Origin of the sequence: Pseudomonas taiwanensis (assembly GCF_013393345.1) — a bacterium.
In the GTDB taxonomy this organism is placed as follows: Bacteria; Pseudomonadota; Gammaproteobacteria; order Pseudomonadales; family Pseudomonadaceae; genus Metapseudomonas; species Metapseudomonas resinovorans_C.
In genome coordinates, this window is record NZ_QJRF01000076.1 from 287,590 (window position 1) to 302,700 (window position 15,111).

General features: G+C 65.0%; 13 protein-coding genes. 1 reads left to right on the top strand and 12 read right to left on the bottom strand.

Annotated features, from left to right (window positions below; genetic code table 11):
• Window positions 1-35: 35 nt before the first annotated feature.
• The 7 genes from DM872_RS28500 to hutC all read right to left on the bottom strand — a co-directional run bounded on the left by DM872_RS28500 (window position 36) and on the right by hutC (window position 8,906).
• Window positions 36-1,004, bottom strand: coding sequence for an ABC transporter substrate-binding protein (locus tag DM872_RS28500; RefSeq protein WP_179062539.1), 969 nt, complete (start codon window positions 1,002-1,004; stop codon window positions 36-38).
• A 208-nt stretch (window positions 1,005-1,212) separates the two neighbouring features.
• Window positions 1,213-2,742: a histidine ammonia-lyase gene (gene hutH, locus DM872_RS28505; protein ID WP_179062540.1), complete on the bottom strand. Its 1,530-nt coding sequence runs from the start codon at window positions 2,740-2,742 to the stop codon at window positions 1,213-1,215.
• 110 nt (window positions 2,743-2,852) lie between these two features.
• Window positions 2,853-4,298: a purine-cytosine permease family protein gene (locus DM872_RS28510; RefSeq protein WP_179062541.1), complete on the bottom strand. Its 1,446-nt coding sequence runs from the start codon at window positions 4,296-4,298 to the stop codon at window positions 2,853-2,855.
• A 167-nt stretch (window positions 4,299-4,465) separates the two neighbouring features.
• On the bottom strand, window positions 4,466-6,136 hold the full coding sequence (hutU, locus tag DM872_RS28515) for a urocanate hydratase (protein ID WP_179062542.1): 1,671 nt from the start codon (window positions 6,134-6,136) through the stop codon (window positions 4,466-4,468).
• Window positions 6,137-6,426: 290 nt separating this feature from the next.
• Window positions 6,427-7,428: an ABC transporter substrate-binding protein gene (locus tag DM872_RS28520; RefSeq protein WP_179062543.1), complete on the bottom strand. Its 1,002-nt coding sequence runs from the start codon at window positions 7,426-7,428 to the stop codon at window positions 6,427-6,429.
• A 186-nt stretch (window positions 7,429-7,614) separates the two neighbouring features.
• The gene (locus tag DM872_RS28525) at window positions 7,615-8,199 is read right to left on the bottom strand and encodes a HutD/Ves family protein (protein WP_179062544.1); all 585 of its coding nucleotides are present in this window, start codon (window positions 8,197-8,199) and stop codon (window positions 7,615-7,617) included.
• Window positions 8,196-8,906: a histidine utilization repressor gene (gene hutC, locus DM872_RS28530; RefSeq protein WP_218649722.1), complete on the bottom strand. Its 711-nt coding sequence runs from the start codon at window positions 8,904-8,906 to the stop codon at window positions 8,196-8,198. The genes DM872_RS28525 and hutC overlap by 4 nt, the downstream gene beginning before the upstream one ends.
• Before the next feature lie 221 nt (window positions 8,907-9,127).
• On the opposite strand from hutC, the gene DM872_RS28535 reads away from it, so the two are divergent.
• Window positions 9,128-10,492, top strand: a complete 1,365-nt coding sequence (locus tag DM872_RS28535; RefSeq protein WP_179062546.1) for a formimidoylglutamate deiminase — start codon at window positions 9,128-9,130, stop codon at window positions 10,490-10,492.
• A gap of 139 nt (window positions 10,493-10,631) precedes the next feature.
• Here the strand turns inward: DM872_RS28535 and DM872_RS28540 are convergent, their stop codons facing one another.
• The 5 genes from DM872_RS28540 to DM872_RS28560 all read right to left on the bottom strand — a co-directional run bounded on the left by DM872_RS28540 (window position 10,632) and on the right by DM872_RS28560 (window position 14,939).
• A complete protein-coding gene (locus tag DM872_RS28540; RefSeq protein WP_179062547.1) occupies window positions 10,632-11,201 on the bottom strand; it encodes a lipocalin family protein in 570 nt (189 codons plus the stop codon).
• Window positions 11,198-11,452 carry an outer membrane protein assembly factor BamE domain-containing protein gene (gene bamE / locus DM872_RS28545; protein WP_179062548.1) on the bottom strand — a complete coding sequence of 85 codons (255 nt, stop codon included), beginning with the start codon at window positions 11,450-11,452 and terminating at the stop codon, window positions 11,198-11,200. The genes DM872_RS28540 and bamE overlap by 4 nt, the downstream gene beginning before the upstream one ends.
• A gap of 69 nt (window positions 11,453-11,521) precedes the next feature.
• Window positions 11,522-12,121 (bottom strand): DUF924 family protein, encoded by a 600-nt coding sequence (locus tag DM872_RS28550; RefSeq protein ID WP_179062549.1) that lies wholly within the window; start codon window positions 12,119-12,121, stop codon window positions 11,522-11,524.
• A gap of 3 nt (window positions 12,122-12,124) precedes the next feature.
• A complete protein-coding gene (locus tag DM872_RS28555; RefSeq protein WP_179062550.1) occupies window positions 12,125-13,135 on the bottom strand; it encodes a class 1 fructose-bisphosphatase in 1,011 nt (336 codons plus the stop codon).
• Window positions 13,136-13,289: 154 nt separating this feature from the next.
• Complete coding sequence (locus DM872_RS28560; RefSeq protein WP_179062551.1) at window positions 13,290-14,939, bottom strand: histidine kinase N-terminal 7TM domain-containing diguanylate cyclase; 1,650 nt, start codon at window positions 14,937-14,939, stop codon at window positions 13,290-13,292.
• Window positions 14,940-15,111: the final 172 nt, after the last annotated feature.

Below are 15,111 nucleotides of genomic sequence, written 5' to 3' on the forward strand. Positions count from 1 at the left end.
CCGAGAAGCGGGCCGTGATAGGGGACTGCCCAGCCTCAGAGGGCGGCTTCGATCTTCTTCGCCGCATCCTCGCTGACCCAGGCGTGCCACACCTCCGGGTGCTCCTTGAGGAAAACCTTGGCCAGGTCGGCCGAGTCCATCTTCTCCTTGGCCATCTTCGCCAGGTTCTGGTTCAGCAGGTCGATCGGCAGGTTGACCTTCTTCAGCACGTCCACCAGTTCCGGGGCCTCGTCATGGAAGGTCTTGGACAGGCCGACCTGGATGGTCACGCTCTTGTCCACGCCGGGCTTCTCCTCCAGCTTGACCAGGTCTGCCTGGCCCATCAGCGGCGTCGGCGACCAGTAATAGAAAAGAATAGGCTCGCCACGGCGATAGCTCGACAACACGGCCGCATCCAGGGCCGGGCCGGTGCCGGGGCGGAAGTTGGTGAACTTCCCTTCCAGGCCGTAGCTCTTCAGCATTTCGCTGTTGTCCAGCTCGCAGGTCCAGCCGGCTGGGCAGTTGTAGAAGCGGCCCTTGCCCGGCTCTTCCGGGTCGCGGAAGACTTCGGCGTACTGGCCCAGGTCGGCAATGGACTTGAGCTGCGGCGCCTTGGCCTCGATGCCGCGCTTGGCATCGCCCTCGATCACATAACGCGGCACGTACCAGCCTTCGGTAGCGCCGACGATCGGTGCACCCACGCCCACCACCTTGCCGGCGGACGCGGCCTTGTTCCAGGCGTCGCTACGGCCGATCCATTCCTCGGCGAAGATCTGGATGTCGTTGTTGCCCAGGGCCTGCTCCATGGTGATGGAGTTACCCGGCAGGCTGTCGGTCTCGCAGCCGTAACCGTTCTTCAGCACCAGTTGCAGCACGTCGGTGAGCAACATGCCGCTTTCCCAGTTGAGCCCGGCGAACTTCACCGGTTTGCCGGATTCACACCAGCCCGCCGCCTGGGCGGAAGCCGCCCCGGCCAGCAGACCCGCTGCACACATGAGGCCCAACACTCGCTTCTTGAATTGCATGTTCCGACGCTCCTGAAACTTGGTAAGGGTTAAGGCAGTTCGTTCATCGACAGAAGCCGGTTGTGCCGGCTCCCGGTGCCAGTGACTGGCAATTGTTGTTTTGACGACCGGTGACGACTCGTGATCGTCCCGGGTACCTCAAGCAGTTGCGGTCTTCCCGACCGGGGCAGGACGCACGCGCCCCACCCTCCCGCTCCCTACTTCAGGTTCACAGGCTCGGCAGCAGCTTTGCCGGGACCAGCGCGTTCAGGCAGCCGCTGGCCAGCAGGTCACTTGCCGTTTCGATGTCCGGGGCGAAGAAGCGGTCCTCCTGGTAGTAGGAGACCTTGGCGCGCAGCAGGCCGCGGGCCTCTTCGAGCTTCGGCGAGCTCTTCAGGCCGGTGCGGAAATCCAGGCCCTGGCAGGCGCCCAGCCATTCGATGGCGAGGATGCCGCGCACGTTTTCGGCCATGGCCCAGAGACGCTTGCCGGCGTTCGGCGCCATGGACACGTGGTCTTCCTGGTTGGCCGAAGTCGGCAGGCTGTCGACGCTGGCCGGGTGGGCCAGGGCCTTGTTGTCGCTGGCCAGGGCGGCGGCGGTGACCTGGGCGATCATGAAGCCGGAGTTGACCCCGCCGTTTTCCACCAGGAAGGGCGGCAGCTGGGACATGTGCATGTCCATCATCAGCGAGATACGACGCTCGGACAGCGAGCCGATCTCCGCAATGGCCAGCGCCAGGTTGTCAGCGGCCATGGCCACCGGCTCGGCGTGGAAGTTGCCGCCGGAGATCACATCGCCCTCTTCGGCGAACACCAGCGGGTTGTCCGAGACCGCGTTGGATTCGATCTCCAGCACCTCGGCAGCCTGGCGCAACTGGGTCAGGCAGGCACCCATGACTTGCGGCTGGCAGCGCAGGGAGTACGGGTCCTGCACCTTGTCGCACTTCTCATGGGAGCGGGCAATTTCGCTGCTGGCGGTGAGCAGTTCACGGTAGGCGGCCGCCACGTCGATCTGGCCGCGCTGGCCACGGGCGGCATGGATGCGCGCATCGAAGGGGGCACGGGAACCGAGCATGGCTTCTACGCTGAGACCGCCGCAGACAGTGGCGCCGGCGAACAGATCCTCGGCCTCGAACAGGCCGCGCAGGGCATAGGCAGTGGAGACCTGGGTGCCGTTGAGCAGGGCCAGGCCCTCCTTGGCGGCCAGGGTCAGCGGCTCAAGCCCGGCAATGGCCAGGGCCTCGGTGGCCGGCAGCCACTGGCCCTTGTGACGCGCCTTGCTTTCGCCGAGCAGCAGCAGGGACATATGCGCCAAGGGAGCGAGGTCACCGGAAGCACCTACCGAGCCCTTCAGCGGGATATGCGGGTAGACCTCGGCATTGATCAGGTCGATCAGCGCATCGATCACCTTGCGACGGATGCCGGAGAAGCCACGCGCCAGGCTGTTCACCTTGAGCAGCATGATCAAGCGCACCATGGCGTCGTCCAGCGCTTCGCCAACACCGGCGGCGTGGGACAGCACCAGCGAACGCTGCAGCTTTTCCAGGTCGGCCGGAGCGATGCGGGTCGAGGCCAGCAGGCCGAAGCCGGTGTTGATGCCGTAGGCGGTACGGCCTTCGGAAACGATGCTCTCGACGCAGGCGACGCTGGCGTCGATGGCCTTGCCGGCGCTGGCGTCCAGGGTCAGCCGCAGGGGCTGCTGGTACACCTTGCGCAGGTCGGCCAGGGTCAGTTGGCCGGGTTTCAGATTCATATTCATCGAGGTTCTCCTTGGCCGCTTTTCGGCCTTGTCCGCCGCCGCCTTCCGCTGGCGACGTGCTTTAAAAAGTGGAGGCGGCGATCAGGCCGCATCCCGTTTCAATACCCGATTCAGGCGCCGTTGGCGGCCTTGCTCAGGTTCATGGAATCCGCCGGCAGCACCATGTGCTCCGGCACCGACCGGGCGCTGCGGCGAGCGACCACGTAGTAGAGGACGCTGGGTACGACCAGGCCGATGATCCAGGAGATATCCACCCCGCCCAGGTGCGCAACCATCGGTCCGGTGTAGAGCTTGGTGGAGATGAAGGGCATCTGCACCAGCACGCCGATGGTGTAGACGATGATGCCCGGCATGTTCCAGCGGCCGTAGCGGCCATTGGGGTCGGACAGCGCCGGTACGTCGTAGCGCTCCTTGGTGATGAAGTAGTAGTCCACCAGGTTCACCGCGCTCCACGGCGTGAAGAAGGCCAGCAGGAACAGGATGAAGGACTTGAACGCACCCAGGAACGAATGCTGGCCGAGCAGCGCAACCAGGGTGGAGGCGCCCACGATGCCAATCACGAAGCACAGGCGCTGGGCGCGCGACACTTCGATGTGCCCACGGAAGCCACTGATGATGGTGGCGATGCACATGAAGCTGCCGTAGGAGTTCAGGGTGGAGATGGTCACTTTGCCGAAGGCGATGCTGAAGTACAGCAGCGCGGCGACGGCGCCGGTGCTGCCCAGACCGACGATGTAGGCCACCTCGCGGCCGGCAAACTGACCATTGGCCATGGCGGCGGCGAACACCCCGAGCACCATGGCGACCTGAGCGCCGATCACCGAGCCGAGGCCGGCGGCGAGGAAGGTCTTCACGGACGAGGTACCACTGGGCAGGTAGCGCGAGTAGTCGGCCACGTAGGGGCCGTAGGCGATCTGCCAGGAAGCGGCGAGAGACACCGCGAGCAGGAAGCTGGACCAGCTGAAGTGGCGGTTCTGCAGCAGCTCGCTGATGTCGCTAAGCACCATGACGCGACTGAACAGGTAGATGAACGCGATGATGCCGAGCACGCTGGCGATGCGGCCGATGTAGTGGATCACGCGGTAGCCGAACGCGGTGGCCAGGACGATCACGGCGGCGAAGATAAGGATGCCGGCGCTGTCACTGACACTCAGCAGTTGGCCGATGGCCTGACCGGAAAGCACGGTGCCGGTAGCGGTGAAGCCGAGGTACATCAGGCACACCAGGACGATCGGGATGGCCGCACCATACACACCGAACTGCACCCGGCTGGAAATCATCTGCGGCAGGCCGAGCTTGGGCCCCTGGGCTGCGTGCAGCGCCATCACCGCGCCGCCGAAGAGTTGGCCGATGAACAGGCCGATCAGCGACCAGAACACGTCGCCGCCCAGCACCACGGCAAGGGCGCCGGTGACGATGGCGGTGATCTGCAGGTTGGCGCCCAGCCATAAAGTGAACTGGCTGTAGAGGCGACCGTGGCGCTCGGCCTCGGGAATGTAATCAATCGAGCGGCGTTCGATCAGGGGCTTGGCCGAAGGCTCGTGGGACTGGGTCATCTAACTGTTCTCCGATACGGCTGTAGTGACGATCTCTTGTTGTTGTCCGTGTGCAGATTCGAGAACTGTCTTGCCTGCGTGGCGCTCTGCGGCGCCTCCATTGCGGGCATAGGGCCCATGCGCAAGGCTCCGATCCTGGAGCTGATATCTGCGCATGGGCCTCGACCTCAGCGTTTGCCGGTGATCATCGGCAGGTTCAGGCCCTGTTCCTTGGCGCAGTCGATGGCGATCTGGTAACCGGCATCGGCATGGCGCATGACGCCGGTGCCTGGGTCGTTGGTCAGCACGCGGGCGATGCGCGCGGCGGCTTCATCAGTGCCGTCGCAGACGATCACCATGCCCGAGTGCTGGGAGAAGCCCATGCCCACGCCGCCGCCATGGTGCAGGGACACCCAGGTGGCGCCGCTGGCGGTGTTCAGCAGGGCATTGAGCAGCGGCCAGTCGGAAACGGCGTCGGAACCGTCCTGCATGGCTTCGGTTTCGCGGTTCGGGCTGGAGACCGAGCCGGAGTCCAGATGGTCGCGGCCGATGACGATCGGGGCGGACAGTTCGCCGCTGCGGACCATTTCGTTGAAGGCCAGGCCGAGCTTGGCGCGCAGGCCCAGGCCAACCCAGCAGATACGTGCCGGCAGGCCCTGGAAGCTGATGCGCTCGCGGGCCATGTCCAGCCAGCGGTGCAGGTGGGCGTCGTCCGGGATCAGTTCCTTGACCTTGGCGTCGGTCTTGTAGATGTCCTGCGGATCACCGGACAGGGCAGCCCAGCGGAACGGACCGATGCCACGGCAGAACAGCGGACGGATGTAGGCCGGGACGAAGCCGGGGAAGTCGAAGGCGTTGGCCACGCCCTCTTCCTTGGCCATCTGGCGGATGTTGTTGCCGTAGTCGAAGGTCGGAACGCCGGCCTTCTGGAAATCCAGCATGGCCTTCACGTGCACAGCCATGGACTGCTTGGCAGCCTTGACCACGGCAGCCGGCTCGGTCTGCGCGCGGTCGCGGTACTGTTCCCAGGTCCAGCCGATCGGCAGGTAGCCATTGAGCGGGTCGTGGGCGCTGGTCTGGTCGGTGACCATGTCCGGACGCACGCCACGGCGCACCAGTTCCGGCAGGATTTCAGCGGCGTTGCCCAGCAGGGCGATGGAGATGGCCTTGCCTTCGCCGGTGTACTTGGCGATGCGCGCCAGGGCGTCGTCCAGGTCGGTGGCCTGCTCGTCGACGTAGCGGCTGCGCAGGCGGAAGTCGATGCTGGTCTGCTGGCATTCGATATTCAGCGAGCAGGCGCCGGCCAGGGTCGCGGCCAGGGGCTGGGCGCCGCCCATGCCGCCGAGGCCGGCGGTCAGGACCCACTTGCCGGTCAGGTTGCCGTTGTAGTGCTGGCGGCCTGCCTCGACGAAGGTTTCATAGGTGCCCTGGACGATGCCCTGGCTACCGATGTAGATCCAGCTGCCGGCGGTCATCTGGCCGTACATGGCCAGACCCTTGGCATCCAGTTCGTTGAAGTGTTCCCAGGTCGCCCAATGGGGTACCAGGTTGGAGTTGGCGATCAGCACGCGCGGGGCGTTGGCGTGGGTCTTGAAGACGCCGACCGGCTTGCCGGATTGCACCAGCAGGGTCTCGTCTTCGTTCAGCTCTTTCAGGGTCTCGACGATCTTGTCGTAGCACTCCCAGTTGCGCGCGGCACGGCCGATGCCGCCATACACCACCAGTTCCTTCGGGTTCTCCGCCACCTCGGGGTCGAGGTTGTTCATCAGCATGCGCAGCGGCGCTTCGGTCAGCCAGCTCTTGGCGTTCAGCTTGTTGCCACGCGGGGCGCGGATTTCGGTGTCACGGAATTTGGTCATGCCTGGCTCCTCGTAGGGTGGTTGCGGTGGCAACGTTACTGCCTGACTGCGCGGGAAAAGCAGTGCACATCTGCACACATATAAACTTGTACATACAAGCATATGCAAGCGAGAGGCCAAATCCATCCAGGCGAGTGGCAAAGGGAGGGGAAAACCTTGCGGCACAAGGGTTGTAGCGCAGCAAGATGTATAGACAAGTGAAGAAGCAGGCAGCGAAAAAACTGTTACCGCGATGGGGAAACGCCCGATTTCGAAGCAGGCGCGCCCCGAACTGGGGCCTTAGGTAACAACTACTTCAAGGAGGCATCGATACGCTGCGCGACGTCCGCCGGCACCCAGCGTGACCAGACATCGCGATGCTGGCGATAGAAGTCGACGGCCACGGGCGCAGCCTCGGCATGCTCCTCCGCCATGCGCGCCAGAATGCCGTTGAAGAGGGGCAGAGGGATTTCCAGCTTGGCGAAGGCGTCCACCAGGGGCTGTGCCTTTTCATGCAACTCGCGGGATACACCGATGGAGATCTTCGCCGGCAGCGAGCGGGTGCCAATGGGCTTGGGATTGTTCGGGTCGATCAGGGTTTCCCAGGCCTTCTGGTCGAAAGGCGGCTCCTCTAGCTGCACCAGTTGATAGCGACCCATGAGCGGCGTCGGCGACCAGTAGTAGAAGAGAATCGGCTGGCGCTGGCGGATCGCCGAGGTAATGGCCGCATCCAGCGCCGGTCCGGTTCCGGTGCGGAAGTTCACATAGCTGTCTTCCAGGCCGTAGGCCTTCAGCTTCTGGGTGTTGACCCCTTCGCAGGTCCAGCCTGTGGGGCAGTTGTAGAAGCGCCCCTTGCCGGGCGACTCCGGGTCCTTGAACAGGGCCTTGAAGCGCGGCAGGTCGCTCACCGAACGCAGGTCGGCAGCGGGGGCGCCCTCCCCTTTCACCAGGTAATCCGGCACCCACCAACCTTCGGTGGCGCCCTTGACCGGCTCGCCCACGGCGAACACTTCGCCCGCCGCCTCGGCCTTGCGCCACAACTCGCTGCGTCCGGCCCACTGCTCGGCGATCACCTGGATATCGTTCTGCCGCAGGGCGTTCTCCATGGTCAGCGTGTTACCCGGCAGCACGTCGGTCTTGCAGCCGTAACCCTTCTCCAGCAGGTAGCGCAGCACTTCGGTGGTGAACATGCCGCTTTCCCAGTTCAACCCGGCCAGCACCACGGGTTTGGGATAAGGACACTCGGCGGCGTTGGCTGAGGCGGGCAGCACCAGCGACAGGGCGATGGCAGCGAGGACGCTGTGGCGTGGCATGGGGCAGCTCCGAGAGGCGTGGCGGGCGACAGGATTAGGTGTAGACCCTGTGGCGCAGTCGTGCTCGGACCCGTAGAGGCGAATTAAGTGTCGCAAGGAGCTGAATTGCCCGTAGGAGCTGGCTTGCCAGCGAATGGCCCCTTTTCGCTAGCAAGCTAGCTCCTACAAAATGATCGGCCGCCTGCCTCAGCGAGGCGTCAGCTCGATCAGGCAGCAGGCGCCCGTGCCATCCAGCTTCAGCTCGGCCAGCGCGCCAGATGCTTCGATATGCAGGCAGTCATGGCGGCCCAGCACCTCGGATGCCTGGCCATCGATCACCAGGCTCGTTCCTGCTTCGGCGGCGAACAGCAGCACGGTGCTGGCCGAAGAAAACAGCTTGAATTCGCCATCGACCCGCAGCCATTGCAGGCGCGCGGCATAGCGTTTCGGCGAATAGATAAGGTTGAAATCGCGGATAGGTCCATCGATCAGCTCGCACTGCACCGTGCTACCGCCATCGAACGCGAAGGCGTCCAGGGTGGTGAGGTCGCGGGAACGCTGGTCATCCACCTCCAGACGCATACCGGCGCCTTCAAGCACCGTGATCACCCGCTGGTAGCCGGTGAAGGCGGAGAAACCGCCCGACTCGCCGACGTCGGCAATGGACAACCGCCAGCCGAAGCCGTCGAGACCGTCGCCGGCGTCGCGGGCGATTTCCAGGGTGGAACCGGCGCCGTTCTTCCACGGCATACGGGGGTAATCGGCGGCACGCAGCAGGCGGGATTGGGTCATGAACCGAAACGTCCTTCGAGGCGGTAGCGGGAACCGGGATAGAGCAGGCGCGCGCTGGTCACGGTATTGCGTCCAGACCAGGTACGCCGGCGAATCAGCAGGCAAGGCTCGCCGCGCTCGATCAGCAGCAGCTTGCATTCATCAGCATCGGCCAGGATGGCTTCCACCACGTGCTCGCCTTCGGTCAGCGGCGCGACCTGGGACAGGTAGGCGTAAGGCGTCTGGCGAGTGAAATCCTGCTTCAGGTAATCGGGGGCGACGGCGGGATTCACGAAGCGGTCTTCGATCTGTACCGGCACATCGTTCTCGAAGTGCACGATGCGCGAGTGGAATACGCGTTGTCCTTCGCGCAGGTCGAGCGCCAGCGCCCGCTCTGGGCCTGCCACTTCGTCGACCAGGCTGACCACCACGCAGTGATGGCGATGACCACGGGCGGCGATCTCTTCGGCGATGTTGTGCACTTCGAACAGGGCCGACTGGCCCTTGGGTTCGGCGACGAAGGTGCCGACGCCCTGCATCCGCACCAGGAAGCCTTCGGCGGTCAGCTCGCGCAGGGCGCGGTTGATGGTCATGCGGCTGAACCCCAGCTCATTGACCAGTTCGCTCTCGGAAGGCACCCGATAATGCGGCGGCCATGCACCGCTCTGGATCTGCTGGCTGATCATCTGTTTGACGCGGGCATAGAGCGGCGCGGGGGTTTCCCCCATCTGGGCGGCCAGCGAGGAAGGCGCTGTAGGCGAACTGGACACGAGATTCTCCTTGTCGGCGAAGAGGCAGGACTGGCGGTGCCCGGAACGTGGCGCCCGTCACCGGCATGTACCGGATTCGACAACTCCAGACAAGTGCGCGACTGACGGTGAGTTTACGTTACACGCAAACGTCTGTATATGTATATACAAATAAAACCACCCATCCAGGGGCCCTCACCATGTCCGCATTCTTCGCCGAACGTGCCTTGCTGCCGCAGGGCTGGGCGCGCAACGTCCGCTTCGAAGTCTCCTCCGACGGCCTGATCCTGCAGGTCCTGGCCGATGCCGACGCGGCCGGAGCCGAACGTCTGCAAGGCCCGGTTCTGGCGGGTATGCCGAACCTGCACTCCCATGCATTCCAGCGCGCCATGGCCGGACTGGCAGAGGTGGCGGGCAATCCCAATGACAGCTTCTGGACCTGGCGCGACCTGATGTACCGATTGGTGGGCCGGCTGTCGCCGGAGCAAGTCGGGATCATCGCCCGGCAGCTCTATATCGAGATGCTCAAGGCGGGCTACACCAGCGTCGCCGAGTTCCACTACGTGCACCACGATGTCGATGGCCGCCGTTATGCCGACCCCGCCGAGCTGTCCCTGCAGGTCAGCCAGGCCGCCCGCGATGCCGGTATCGGCCTCACCCTCCTGCCGGTGCTTTACAGCCACGCCGGCTTCGGCGGCCAGACACCGAATGACGGACAGCGTCGCTTCATCAACAGCACCGACAGCTACCTGGCCCTGCAGGAACGCCTGCAGGCGGAAATCGCCCGCCAGCCAAACCAGCGCCTGGGCCTGTGCTTCCACTCGCTGCGCGCGGTAACACCTGAACAGATCAACGCGGTGCTGGCTGCGGAACAGGGCCCGCGCCCCATCCATATCCATATCGCCGAACAGCAGAAGGAAGTGGCCGACTGCCTGGCCTGGAGCGGCCGCCGTCCCTTGCAGTGGCTCTACGAGAATGCCCCGGTGGATGAGCGCTGGTGCCTGGTCCACGCCACCCATGCAGAGCCGGACGAAGTGGCATCCATGGCGTCCAGCGGCGCAGTGGCCGGCCTCTGCCTGACCACCGAGGCCAATCTGGGTGACGGCATCTTCCCGGCGGTGGACTTCCTCGCCCAAGGCGGCCGCCTCGGTATCGGCTCCGACAGCCATGTGTCGGTCAGCGTGGTGGAGGAACTGCGCTGGCTGGAGTACGGCCAGCGCCTGCGCGACCAGCGTCGCAACCGCCTCTATCGCGCCGATCAGCCCCAGGTCGGCCGCACCCTGTTCGATGCGTCCCTGGCCGGCGGCGCCCAGGCCCTCGGTCAGCCAGTAGGTGCCCTGGAAGTCGGCAAGCGCGCCGACTGGCTGGTTCTGGATGGCAACGACCCCTACCTCGCCACGGCAGAGGGCGACGCCCTGCTCAACCGCTGGCTGTTCGCCGGCGGCGATCGTCAGGTGCGCGACGTGATGGTCGGCGGGAACTGGGTGGTGCGCGATGGCCGGCATGCGGCCGAAGTGGAGACGGCGAAGGCCTTTGCGGGGGTGTTACGAGAAGTCCTGCGCTGACCCGTTACCCTCACCCCCGGCCCCTCTCCCTGAAGAGGAGAGGGGTGACTCGCGCCTGACACCGCAATGCTCACCGGCTACTCCGCGTCCATCCAGGCATTGAACCTGCCGTCGGCACGAACAAACTCCCTTCTCCCTTTCAGGGAGAGGGGCTGGGGGTGAGGGCGCTGTCCGGCACACGCCAGATCAGCCGGTCCGTGTCATACCCCTGCTCTTCCGCCACTTCCAGCAATTGCTCGCGGGTCTTCTCAGAGACCACTGGCGTGCGCGACAGCAGCCAGAGGTACTTGCGATCCGGATTGCCCACCACCGCGGTGCGGTAGTCGTCGTCCAGGTACAACACCCAGTACTCGCCCTTGGCGACACCCGGCAGGAGCCGGGAGAACCAGTTGTCGAAACGCACCCAGAGCTTGTCGGTGCGCCCCTCCACCTGGGGCACGGCATTACCGTGTGCTTCTTTCCAGTTCCCATCGAGGGTACGGCAGCGGTTCAGCACGTCCAGTTCGCCGTCGCCTTGCAGGCTGTAGCGGGCTTCGGACTGGGCGCAATCGCGCTGGAAGAACATCGGCAATCGCGCCAACTCGTACCAGGTGCCCTGGTAGCGCGTGAGGTCCACGGCCGACACGGTGCGCGGCGGCACAGGCGCTTCGCCATGGCTGGCGCAACCGGCCAGCAACAGGGCCGCCAGCAGCGCGCCGGCGCGTTTCACTTGAGTCCTTTGCCGGAGAACATCAGCACCTTCTCCCCGGCGTACTGCACGCTGACGAAGGCCTTCTCGTCACCCCAGGTGCAGCTGGTGAAGCCCACAGCGCCGGAGCACTCGGTCGGGCTGCCGAGCAACTGCTCCACCTCGGCCTTGGTCATGCCGGACTTGAGCTTGGAATAGTTCTCCTGGTTGAGCTTGTTGCAGGCGGTCAGCACCAGGCAGCAGGACAAGAGGGCGAGGGTACGCAGCGACATGAAGCACTCCTTGGCGGATGGAACGCGACCCGCCAGAGACGGCGGGTCGCAAGATTGTTCCATTCGATTCTAGAAGCGCGAACCGGGTTCCCGCAGGAATGAGCTTTCTTCGTCGCTGGAAACGCGACCGAGTACCGCGTTGCGATGGGGAAAGCGGCCGAAGCGGGCGATGACCACCCGATGGCGCTCGGAGAAATCGAGGAAGTTTTCGAACAGCGCCCGCTCGGCGGCATCGGCGCCATCCAGCAGCAGGCGGTAACGGTACAGGGCGCGCTCCTGACTGGCGAGGTCCTCGGCGTGCTCCAGTACCAGGCAGATGAACACCTGGCGAATCGGGCTGAGAGACCGGTCCAGGCCGCGAGCCAGGCCGTCGGCGACCAGCGCCTGGGCGCGGGCGTCGCCGGAGAAGCCTCGCGGGTCGTTGCGGAACAGCATGCGGGGCAACTGATCCAGCAGCAGCACCAGCGCCAGCCAGCCGTCCGGCTGTGCGCTCCAGTCGGCAAGACCGCCTTCCAGTGCCTGTTCGACCAGGCCACCGAAGCGCTTGCGGGCTTCGGCGTCCTGATGGTCTTTCTTGCCGAACCACAGACCCTGGCGCGCCGCGGCGACCTGGTTGGCGGAGGCCTCAGGGCCAAACCACCAGTCCAGTAGCGGCTGCCAGGGCTGCATGGGTTACTCCTGGTGGTAACCGGTGACGCGGGCGACTTCTTCCTTGGAACCCAGGAAGACCGGCACGCGCTGGTGCAGGGAAGTCGGCTCGATGTCGAGGATGCGCCGACGGCCATCGGTGGAGGCGCCGCCGGCCTGCTCGATGATGAAGGACATCGGGTTGGCCTCGTACATCAGGCGCAGCTTGCCGGGCTTCTCCGGCTCACGGGCGTCCCAGGGGTACATGAAGATGCCGCCGCGGGTGAGGATACGATGCACGTCGGCCACCATGGAGGCGATCCAGCGCATGTTGTAGTTCTTGCCCAGCTCGCCTTCCTTGCCGGCCAGCATTTCGCTGACGTAACGCTTCACCGGGGCTTCCCAGTGGCGCTGGTTGGACATGTTGATGGCGAACTCGGCGGTGGTTTCCGGTACGCGGATGTTGTCGTGGGTGAGCACGAAGGAACCCAGCTCGCGATCCAGGGTGAAACCCTTCACGCCGTCGCCCAGGGTCAGCATCAGCATGGTCTGCGGACCATAGATGGCATAGCCGGCGGCAACCTGCTTGGTGCCCGGCTGCAGGAAGGCCTGCTCATTGAGGGCGTCGTTCTGCGAGAGGTGCTGCTCGGGGCAACGCAGCACGGAGAAGATGGTGCCCACCGACACGTTGACGTCGATGTTGGAGGAGCCGTCCAGCGGGTCGAATACCAGCAGGTAGGCACCCTTCGGGTACTTGCCGGGGATCTGGTAGGCGTTGTCCATTTCCTCGGAGGCCATGCCGGCCAGGTGACCGCCCCATTCGTTGGCTTCCAGCAGGATTTCGTTGGACATCACGTCCAGCTTCTTCTGCACTTCGCCCTGCACGTTCTCGGTGCCCATGCTGCCGAGCACGCCGCCCAGGGCGCCCTTGGACACCGCATGGCTGATTTCCTTACAGGCGCGCGCGACGACCTCGATGAGGAAGCGCAGATCGGCAGGGGTGTTGTGGCTTCTGGTCTGCTCGATCAGGTAGCGACTCAGGGTAACGCGGGACATGGAATGGCTCCGGAGGGTGGAAAAATGCGCGCAGTTTAGCGCGAGTCGAATGGCATTGCCTCTCAGCGGGATGGAAGGTGCTGAAACGGCAGTGAATGCGGGCCATGGAGGCCCCGAAAATATCTGACGCTGCTGTCGGCCACTGGTTCAGCCATCAATCGACATCACTCGCGGCGAGCCGGCTCACCTGGTTGCGGCCATTGCGCTTGGCCTCGTAGAGCGCGGCATCCGCCACCTGCATCAGCTCCTCCAGGGCCTGACCCTGTATCGGCCAGACCGCCAGGCCGGCGGACAGTGTCACCGACAGCGGTCCTTCGCGGGTAGGCAGCGGCTGGCCGGCAAGGGCCTGACAAAGCGCCGCCAACCGCGCATACGCCTCATCGCCGGTGGCGCCGGGCAGGAGCAGGAGGAACTCCTCGCCGCCAATGCGGAACACCGCATCGCTGCCGCGCAGGTTGCCGGTGAGATGGATGGCCACCGCGCGCAACACATCGTCGCCGACCAGGTGGCCGTGGCGGTCGTTGAGTTGCTTGAAGTGGTCGAGGTCGATCAGCGCCAGGGCGATGGGGGTGCGCTCGCGCTGGCTGCGGGCCTGCTCGCGGGCGAACAGTTCGCTGAGGTGGCGGCGGTTGTAGAGGCCGGTCAACGGGTCCCGCAGCGCCTGCTCCTGCAATTGCTCGTGCAGACGGGTGATGGTTCGCAGGCGCTCTTCGCTGGTCGCCAGCGCCTCCGCCAGCTTGAGTTCACTGCAATGGCGCTCGGTGATGTCACGCAGGTAGAGCATCTGCCCGAGGATGGACGTGCCACTGCGGGTAACCCGTTCGATATCGCGGGAGCGGACCTCGAAATAGCGCGAGGAGCTGGCCGGGACCAGAAGCATCTCCTTTTCCCCCGCCACCAGCATCGCTTCCAGCTCCAGGCCGTACACCGGCCACCTGGAAAGCGTCATGCCCTGCCAGCCTCCGGGTTGCCCGGCCAGCGTCAACGCAGCGGGGTTGGCATCGATCACACGACGTTTCGGGTCGACCACCAGCACCGGGTCGGGCAGCTCCTCCAGCAGCAGGTGGCGCGCCACCGGTACCAGGTCGAAAAGGCGAACGCCGAGAATCAGGAAGGTGAACGCCACCAGGGTGAAAGCGAAGCTGAAGGGTGTCGGGTCGAAGCCGAACAGGGTCCAGCCGTAAACCACATAGCTCAGGTTGACGGCCCAGGGCACGCAGGTGACCACCACAAATGCCAGGTAGTGACGGCGGTGCACGCCTTGGCTGGCCAGCGCGGCGCGGGTCACCACCGCCAGGCAGAACACCATGAACAGGTAGACGTAAGCGGCCACGGCATCGAAAAGCGGGCCATGGTCGTAGCGGATCGCCGCGCCCAGCGTATCGTCCACCGGCAGGGTGCCGGGGCCGTAGAACAACTGGTGCCAGGGGTTGCTCAGCGCCATGGCCGAGGCCACCAGCGGGCCAATCCCCAGGAGCAGGAAGGCGCGCAGGCTCAGGGGCTCGCGGATGCTGTTAACGTACTGCCAGAGAAACACGGCCCAGAAAGTCGGCACGCCGATGATGCCCGGCCAGGCCATGCTGGCCCAGAACACCTTGCACTGCGGACCCTGCGCAGCCAACTCCAGGCCGGCAGCCGCGAGCCACCAACAGATGCCGGCATGCAGGACGAGGAAGCTCTCGCGGCCAGGGAAATGACGCTGACGGCGAACCCAGAGGGCGATGAGGACCACTCCGATACCGACGGCAATGGTCAGCGCCACCGGCCCGTTGAGGCTCCAGCCACCGGCCAGGCAGGCGTTCATCGCCGGACTCCGGAGAGCGCGGCGCGGGGAGACGAGGATTCCGGATAGAGCGGCTGGAGGCTGGGCACCTGATCGTCCTGACCTGACGTGGAGCCGCCTGCTGCGGCCTTTGGAATGACCGGACAAAGATACATCAAAAAGCCACTATCCCTGTATGGTCATTCGCACATCA

Coding starts and splice junctions, on each gene's coding strand:
- DM872_RS28510 (WP_179062541.1), bottom strand. CDS start 4,298: ATGACCCAGTCCCACGAGCCTTCGGCCAAGCCCCTGATCGAACGCCGC.
- hutC (WP_218649722.1), bottom strand. CDS start 8,906: ATGGGGGAAACCCCCGCGCCGCTCTATGCCCGCGTCAAACAGATGATC.
- DM872_RS28555 (WP_179062550.1), bottom strand. CDS start 13,135: ATGTCCCGCGTTACCCTGAGTCGCTACCTGATCGAGCAGACCAGAAGC.
- DM872_RS28535 (WP_179062546.1), top strand. CDS start 9,128: ATGTCCGCATTCTTCGCCGAACGTGCCTTGCTGCCGCAGGGCTGGGCG.
- DM872_RS28550 (WP_179062549.1), bottom strand. CDS start 12,121: ATGCAGCCCTGGCAGCCGCTACTGGACTGGTGGTTTGGCCCTGAGGCC.
- hutU (WP_179062542.1), bottom strand. CDS start 6,136: ATGACCAAATTCCGTGACACCGAAATCCGCGCCCCGCGTGGCAACAAG.
- hutH (WP_179062540.1), bottom strand. CDS start 2,742: ATGAATATGAATCTGAAACCCGGCCAACTGACCCTGGCCGACCTGCGC.
- bamE (WP_179062548.1), bottom strand. CDS start 11,452: ATGTCGCTGCGTACCCTCGCCCTCTTGTCCTGCTGCCTGGTGCTGACC.
- DM872_RS28525 (WP_179062544.1), bottom strand. CDS start 8,199: ATGACCCAATCCCGCCTGCTGCGTGCCGCCGATTACCCCCGTATGCCG.
- DM872_RS28500 (WP_179062539.1), bottom strand. CDS start 1,004: ATGCAATTCAAGAAGCGAGTGTTGGGCCTCATGTGTGCAGCGGGTCTG.
- DM872_RS28560 (WP_179062551.1), bottom strand. CDS start 14,939: ATGAACGCCTGCCTGGCCGGTGGCTGGAGCCTCAACGGGCCGGTGGCG.
- DM872_RS28520 (WP_179062543.1), bottom strand. CDS start 7,428: ATGCCACGCCACAGCGTCCTCGCTGCCATCGCCCTGTCGCTGGTGCTG.